Source organism: Aeromonas sp. 1HA1 (assembly GCF_029237385.1).
GTDB lineage: Bacteria > Pseudomonadota > Gammaproteobacteria > Enterobacterales > Aeromonadaceae > Aeromonas > Aeromonas popoffii.
In genome coordinates this window covers 61,497-68,650 of record NZ_JAACGC010000016.1, presented here as the reverse complement: position 1 = coordinate 68,650, position 7,154 = coordinate 61,497, and the positions used below count along the sequence as shown (strand labels likewise).

Below are 7,154 nucleotides of genomic sequence, written 5' to 3'. Positions count from 1 at the left end.
GATCTGGCGCTGCCAAAAATCAACGCGTTCTTGAGTGGTCATAGCGGAAATCCCAACGTAGATACGATGGGTTTCAGTGTGCCGAGGTGATCTCAGTAAAAACAGGTGCTGATTCAGGGGCGCTTACACCTCATCAGCCACCACGGCAAAGCCACGACCCTGCTCACCGGCACGGGCCGCCTCGATGGCGGCGTTGAGCGCCAGCAGGTTGGTCTGATCGGCGATGCCGCGGATCACGTCCACCACCACGTTGATCTGGGCAGATTCACGCTCCAGCTCGGCGACCAGGGTCCCCGCCTGTTCAATCTCCTCGGCAACCCGGGTAATGGCCACCAGCGAGCTCTGCACATCCTGATTGCCGCGACGGGCCAGGGCGTTGGCGGAGCTGGCGGACTCAGAAGCGGTCTCTGTGTTGCCGGCCACATCGGCCACGGTCGCCTTCATCTGGGTCATGGCGGTCGCCACCAGGGTGATCTCCTGCTGCTGGCTCTGGATCCCCTGCGCCGACTGTGCGGAGACGGCACTCACCTCTTCGATGGCGGTGCCAAGCTGGGTCACGGCGGCGACCACTTCTTCAATCAGGCCACGCAGATTGTCCTGCATCTTGAGGGATGCCTTGGCCAACATGCCCAGCTCATCACGACCTATGTGCTGGCGATCCAACTGATGGGTCAGGTCACCTGCGGCGATGGCGTTGGCCTGCGCCACCACGGCTTGCAGCGGCAAACAGATCTGGCGAGTCAGGAACCAGGTCATGGCCATCATGAACAGCAGCAGACCACCGATGCTCACCATGGCAAAACGGGTCACCATGTTGACGCTGTCGAGCAGGCTGCCACGATTCTCCTTCACGAAGCCGAGGTTCACCTCCACCAGGCTGTTGACCGACTGCTCCAGGGCACCATAGGCGGCGTTGGACTGGAACAACTGTGCCTTGGCCTCGGCCAGCTGGCCTTGTACCAAAAGCTGATCGACTGCATTGACCGAGTTCAGGTACTGCTGCCAGTCCTGCTTGGCACGGTTGAACACCCGGCGCTCATGTTCAGCACCCACCGTTGACTCGTAGCCACGAAAAGCACGCTCGACCTTCTGGACACTGTCCTGAATACGGCCACGACGGGCCTGCAGATCGGCGGCATCGTCAACCATCAGCAGGGCGAACTGGGCCCGACGCACATAAGAGACGTCGTAGAGCAGCGTTTGCACCGAAAGCACGCTCGGCAGGGTGGAGTCGGTAAAGTTCAACACGCGGTCGCGCACGCCGCGCAGCTCGCTGGAGAGAAAAATACCGAATATCACGTTGACGGCAGCAATGACCGCAAAGACCACGGCAATCTTCTTGCCGATAGACAGATTTTTATAAAACATGGTGACTGGTGATCCTCAACTGCTGACAAGCAGGTGCACTGTGGCGATCACATCCGTGTGAGCTAATACCCGGACATTCCTGACGGGAGATGAGACGTTGCGAAAAACCAAGGGAAGGGCTGGTTTCGCGAGGGCGGCATGTTATCACAGAACGGCCTACTCCCTTCACCGGAATTCGCAGTGTGAAAGCAAGTTACTTTTCCTAACAACCAGACTTTCATCACAAACTATTTATAGCGACCAAAACATATCACATCGTTAGCCGATGAATGCAATCGGTCAGCGGGCATGGACCCATGCCGCAGGCCCGCCTCTGTGTAATGCAACACCATGGTGATGAGCATCCTCATCCGCTGCCAATCGAAGTCCTGCTTATGGATAACGCGTCGGCGCTGCCAGTTTCCTCCAGCTCAATCCCGCTACACGGGCTGGCGGTGCCCGTTATGGCCTCATCGGCGGACCGGCCGGCTTGGCCGCCAGTGCCATAGAGATCTATCACACGGTGACGCAGCCGGAATCGGTCCCAAAATAGATCGACAACCGGGATGGACACGTCAGCCGGATCTGCGTCGTCCTCAGCAACCATGACAACGGCGCCATAGCGCGGCGGCAAGCCATCGGCGGGCTCTTCATCAATCGCGGCGGGATCCGCAACCGGACCCACTGCGACAAGCGGCTGATGAAACGGGGACATATCACTTCCACCTCTGTCCCCTTTTATCTTCCTCCTGGCGATAATCTCGGAATGCTCGGCGCCATCGCCAACTTTTGTTATGATTCACAACAACTTATTCGGCCACACGGCCATCGAGACGAGGTGAGTGATGAAAGTAGGTATTATCGGCGCCATGGAACAGGAAGTGGCCTTGCTGCGCAGCCAGATGAACGAGCCAACCACCCTGCAACTGGGCGGTTGCGAGTTCTATCAGGGAATGCTGGCGGGCAAAGAGGTGATCCTGACTCGCTCTGGCATCGGTAAGGTTGCCGCCAGCGTCGCCACCAGCCTGCTGCTGGAAAAATTTGCCCCGGATTGCGTGATCAACACCGGCTCTGCCGGCGGCTTTGCCCAGGATCTGCATATAGGTGACGTGGTCATCGCCAGCGAAATGCGCTTCCACGACGTGGATGTGACCGCCTTCGGCTACGAGATGGGCCAGATGGCGCAACAACCCGCCGCCTTCCCCTGCGATGATAAATTGATCGCAGTGGCACAAGATTGCATCGCCGAGCAAGGCAAGCATCAAACCAAAGTTGGCCTTATTTGTACCGGCGATCAGTTCATGTGCAAACCGGACGCCATCGCCAAGGCCCGTGCCGATTTCCCGCAGATGCTGGCAGTAGAGATGGAAGGGGCCGCCATCGGCCAGGTGTGCCACATGTTCAAGGTCCCCTATCTGGTGGTGCGCGCCATGTCAGACATCGCCGGCAAGGAACAGGTTGAATCCTTCGACGCCTTCATCGAGGTGGCGGGCAAGCATTCGGCCGAGATGATCATCAAGATGCTCGGCAAGCTGTGATCGACCTCGCCACGCTGGAACACATGGCCGCCACTCCGGCGGCCATTTTGCTCGGGGCCGCGCTGCTGGAAGCCATACTGCCCTGGCCTGCCCAGTTCAGACTCTCCGCGCTGGTGCCCCTGCTGACCCGCTTGGGCCACAAGGTTCACCGTCCCGATGGCGCGCCCCAGCAGCAATTTCGGGCCGGCCTGCTGGCCCTGCTGGTCGTCTGGCTGCCATGCGCAGCCGGACTCTGGGCCGTGCGCAACCTCTCCCTCTTGGAGCCGCTGTTTGATCTGCTGTTTCTGCTGCTGATGATAGAATCGCGCCCGCTGCGAGAGCTGGCCAAGTCCACCCGTTCACTGGCATGTCAGGAAACCCTGGTGGTTGCCCGCCTGCAGGCCGCCCCCTGGCTCAGGCGTGAGACCGGCAAACTCTCCGTGATGGGGGTCACCAAGGCGGTCAGCGAGACCTGTGCACTGCGGCTGACAGGGCAGTGGGCCGGGCCCTTGCTCGGGTTTGCGCTGGCAGGCGTTCAAGGTGCACTGCTGTGGCGACTCGCTCAATTGATGAACCAGGGCTGGAGCCCCAAGCAAGCGGCATTCAGCCACTTCGGCCGTGCCGCTGCCATGCTTTACCAGGGGCTCTGTACCCCCGCCATCCTGCTGCTGGTACTGCCCCTCGGCCTGATCCGGCTGCGCCAACTGGGGGCTCGCCTGCGCACGGCCATACAGTGGCCCTACCCTGCCATGGGCGCCTTGTTGACGCTGCTGTCCCACTCGCTGGGTATCCGGCTGGGTGGCCCACGCTATTACCAGAACACCCTGTTCCGATTCCCGGTGTTCGATGCGGTGAACGACCCTGATGCCAGCAGCGCACTGCGCTTGCTCAACCGGTTGCAACAGGTTGGCTGGGGCTGGCTGACACTGGCACTCCTCTTCACTGCACTGGAGCAACTGCATGGCTAGGTATGTCGCCCTGATCTGCCTGCTCTGTTGGCCACTGACGCTGCTGGCGGCTGCGCCGATGCGCATCGTCAGCCTCACGCCCCATCTGACCGAGCTGCTGTTTGCCATCGGTGCCGGCGATCGCATCGTCGCCACCGATGATGCCTCCGACTTTCCGCCCGAGGTGACAACTCGGCCACACGTGGCCAACTACCGCAGCATCAACCTGGAAGCCCTGCTGGCCCAGAAACCGGATCTGGTGGTGGCCTGGCACTCTGCCCAATCCCGCATGCTCGCACCCATAGAGCAGCTGGGCATTCCCGTGTTCTACTCTGAGCCCACGGACTTCGCCTCCCTGGCCACAGAAATACGGGCGCTGGGAAAACGGTTGGAGCTGGAACAAGCAGCCAATTCCCAGGCCGATGCCTATCTCGCTAGATTGGCAGAACTCAAGCAACGCTACGGCCAACCCAAGCATATCAAGGTGTTTTATCAGCTCTGGCATCCCCCTCTGACCAGCGTCAGCGGTGCCGCCTGGCCAGCTCAGGCCATCGAACTATGCGGGGGGGAGAACCTGATGGCCAAGGCCAAGACCCCCTACCCTCAAGTCAGTCTGGAGCAAGTGATCAAGGCCAACCCGGCACTGATCCTGGCGGGGAGTCAAGATCCCGGCGCCCTGCGTCACTGGCAGCAGTGGCCCATGATCGATGCGGTCAAACACCAGCGCCTGCAACTCATCAACTCGGATGAGCTACACCGCTTCACCCCGAGGGCACTCAATGCCGTGCAGCAGGTGTGTGATGCCATAGAGCAAGCGAACCATTCAAGCCCACATGAAACGACCCCACAACCATTTCAAAATGGTCCAAATTTTGCTAGGGAATATGAGTGATTTAAATTTTAGCTCAGTGAGGATCATACTAAACAACGCACTGCTCTATTTTTACGCTATTAGAATGACACTTTGTCCTCTCGACTTGTATTGGTGATAAAGAATGAACAATGAGATCCTGCCCCTGATTGATCGTAAGATGTCCCTGTTTACTCTCGATCTCCAAAAAGTGGAAGTACTGCTGAGTCAGACGGTAATAAGTTCACGGTTCTTGGTATTAGGTGGGGCTGGTACGATAGGGCAAGCAGTCACTAAGGAGATCTTCAAACGTCATCCTCTCAAACTTCATGTCATTGATATTAGTGAGAATAACCTAGTTGAGTTGGTAAGAGATATTCGCAGCTCGTTCGGATACATCGATGGCGATTTTCAGACCTTTGCGCTGGATATTGGCTCCATTGAATATGATGCGTTTATCAAAGCCGATGGCGCTTACGACTATGTGCTCAATCTCTCCGCGTTGAAGCACGTGCGTAGCGAAAAAGATCCCTTCACCCTGATGCGCATGATCGATGTCAACGTGTTCAACACAGAGAAAACCATCCAGCAGTCCATCGAGATGGGAGTGAAGAAGTATTTCTGTGTCTCGACGGACAAGGCCGCCAACCCGGTCAACATGATGGGGGCCTCCAAGCGCATCATGGAGATGTTCCTGATGCGTCGCAGCGAGCAGATTGCCATTTCAACCGCGCGTTTTGCCAACGTGGCCTTCTCCGATGGCTCCCTGTTACACGGCTTCAATCAACGGCTGCAAAAGCGTCAGCCCATCGTCGCCCCCTGCGACATCAAGCGTTATTTCGTCACACCGCAAGAGTCCGGGGAACTGTGTCTGATGTCCTGTATCTTTGGTAAAAACCGTGACATTTTCTTTCCCACACTCAGTGAAGCACTGCACCTCATCACGTTCGCCGAGATTGCGGTGAAATATCTGGATCGGCATGGTTACAAGCCTTATCTGTGCAAGGACGAGGATGAAGCCAGAACCCTGATGGCGAGTCTGCCTGAGCAGGGGATGTGGCCTTGCCTCTTTACAAAGAGCGACACAACGGGTGAGAAAGACTTTGAAGAGTTCTTCACTGATAAAGAAGTGCTGGACATGGATAGGTTTGAAAACTTGGGCATCATCAAGAATGAACCCGCCTATCAGAATGACCTGCTAAACCATTTTGAGCAGACCATTACTGCCATGAAAATGAAACGTGCCTGGGACAAGAAAGATATCGTGGAGTTGTTTTTTGCCATGCTCCCGGGCTTTGCTCATAAAGAAACGGGCAAATACCTCGACGGCAAGATGTAAGGAGTCGGTGTGCATACTCAATTAATTCGTTTTATTCGTGATACCTACAAGACCGATGACTTCATCCCTCTCCATTCGCCGACCTTTGCCGGCAATGAGCGACAATATGTTCTGGACACTCTGGAAAGCACCTTTGTCTCCAGTGTCGGCGCCTATGTTGAGCAGTTTGAGCACCAAATAGCGGCCTTTACTGGTTCTGCCCGTGCCGTTGCCACCATGAATGGGACGGCGGCGCTGCACATAGCCCTGTACATGGCAGGTGTGCAGGCCGGCGATCTTGTGATCACCCAACCCCTGACTTTCGTGGCAACCTGCAACGCCTTGTATCACATGGGCGCAGAACCCGTGTTTGTCGATGTGTCACGCCAGAGCCTGGGTCTGTGCCCCATTGCCTTGGCCAACTGGCTGGAAGAGCATGCCTCTCGCACCGAGACAGGAGCCATCCACAAGGCAAGCGGGCGCCGCCTCAAAGCCGTCGTACCCATGCATACCTTTGGCCATCCGGTGGAGCTCGATGAGCTACAAGCGGTCTGCCAGACGTGGGGAATTACGCTAGTGGAGGATGCAGCCGAGAGCCTTGGCTCCTATTACAAAGGCAAACACACGGGGACGCTGAGCGCATTTTCGGCCCTGAGCTTCAACGGCAACAAGATCATCACCACGGGTGGTGGCGGCATGGTGCTCTGCCAGAATGCCGAACAGGGCGCACGCACCAAGCACATCACCACCACGGCAAAGATGCCTCACCCGTTCGAGTTTTATCACGATGAACCAGGCTTTAACTACCGCATGCCCAATCTGAATGCGGCCCTGGGGTGTGCCCAGATGGAGGCCTTGCCTCAGTTCCTGGCACAGAAGCGGACACTTGCCATGCACTATGCCGAGTTCTTCAAAGATCAGGCGTGCCTGTTTGTCACCGAACCGTCCTACGGGCGTTCCAACTACTGGCTCAATGCGATTGTCTGTGAAGAACAAAGCCAGCGGGATACCCTGTTGATCGAGCTGAATAAGGCGGGCGTCATGATCCGACCGGTGTGGAAGCTGATGCACCGCCTGCCCATGTTCTCCCATGCCCTGCGGGGGGACTTGTCCAATGCACAGTGGCTTGAAGCGCATCTGATCAACCTGCCCAGCTCGCCCGTGGAGGTCTGAAC

6 protein-coding genes and 1 pseudogene are annotated in these 7,154 nt (G+C 57.4%); 5 read left to right on the top strand and 2 right to left on the bottom strand.

Annotated elements, in window-relative coordinates; all coding sequences use genetic code 11:
* Positions 1-126 precede the first annotated feature (126 nt).
* Together GWQ22_RS07680 and GWQ22_RS07675 are read right to left on the bottom strand one after the other, a co-directional pair.
* Positions 127-1,368, bottom strand: a pseudogene (locus tag GWQ22_RS07680) (methyl-accepting chemotaxis protein); the annotation flags it as partial.
* A 346-nt stretch (positions 1,369-1,714) separates the two neighbouring features.
* On the bottom strand, positions 1,715-2,062 hold the full coding sequence (locus tag GWQ22_RS07675; protein WP_275929933.1) for a hypothetical protein: 348 nt from the start codon (positions 2,060-2,062) through the stop codon (positions 1,715-1,717).
* 130 nt (positions 2,063-2,192) lie between these two features.
* On the opposite strand from GWQ22_RS07675, the gene mtnN reads away from it, so the two are divergent.
* The 5 genes from mtnN (at position 2,193) to GWQ22_RS07650 (ending at position 7,152) form a co-directional block, all read left to right on the top strand.
* Positions 2,193-2,885, top strand: a complete 693-nt coding sequence (gene mtnN / locus GWQ22_RS07670) for a 5'-methylthioadenosine/S-adenosylhomocysteine nucleosidase (protein WP_042034452.1) — start codon at positions 2,193-2,195, stop codon at positions 2,883-2,885.
* A complete protein-coding gene (locus GWQ22_RS07665; protein WP_275929932.1) occupies positions 2,882-3,832 on the top strand; it encodes a cobalamin biosynthesis protein in 951 nt (316 codons plus the stop codon). Before mtnN ends, GWQ22_RS07665 begins: the two co-directional genes overlap by 4 nt.
* A complete protein-coding gene (locus GWQ22_RS07660) occupies positions 3,825-4,703 on the top strand; it encodes a cobalamin-binding protein (RefSeq protein WP_275929931.1) in 879 nt (292 codons plus the stop codon). Before GWQ22_RS07665 ends, GWQ22_RS07660 begins: the two co-directional genes overlap by 8 nt.
* A gap of 103 nt (positions 4,704-4,806) precedes the next feature.
* A complete protein-coding gene (locus GWQ22_RS07655) occupies positions 4,807-6,000 on the top strand; it encodes a UDP-N-acetylglucosamine 4,6-dehydratase (RefSeq protein ID WP_275929930.1) in 1,194 nt (397 codons plus the stop codon).
* A gap of 9 nt (positions 6,001-6,009) precedes the next feature.
* Positions 6,010-7,152: a LegC family aminotransferase gene (locus tag GWQ22_RS07650; RefSeq protein ID WP_275929929.1), complete on the top strand. Its 1,143-nt coding sequence runs from the start codon at positions 6,010-6,012 to the stop codon at positions 7,150-7,152.
* The last annotated feature ends 2 nt before the right edge of the window (positions 7,153-7,154 follow it).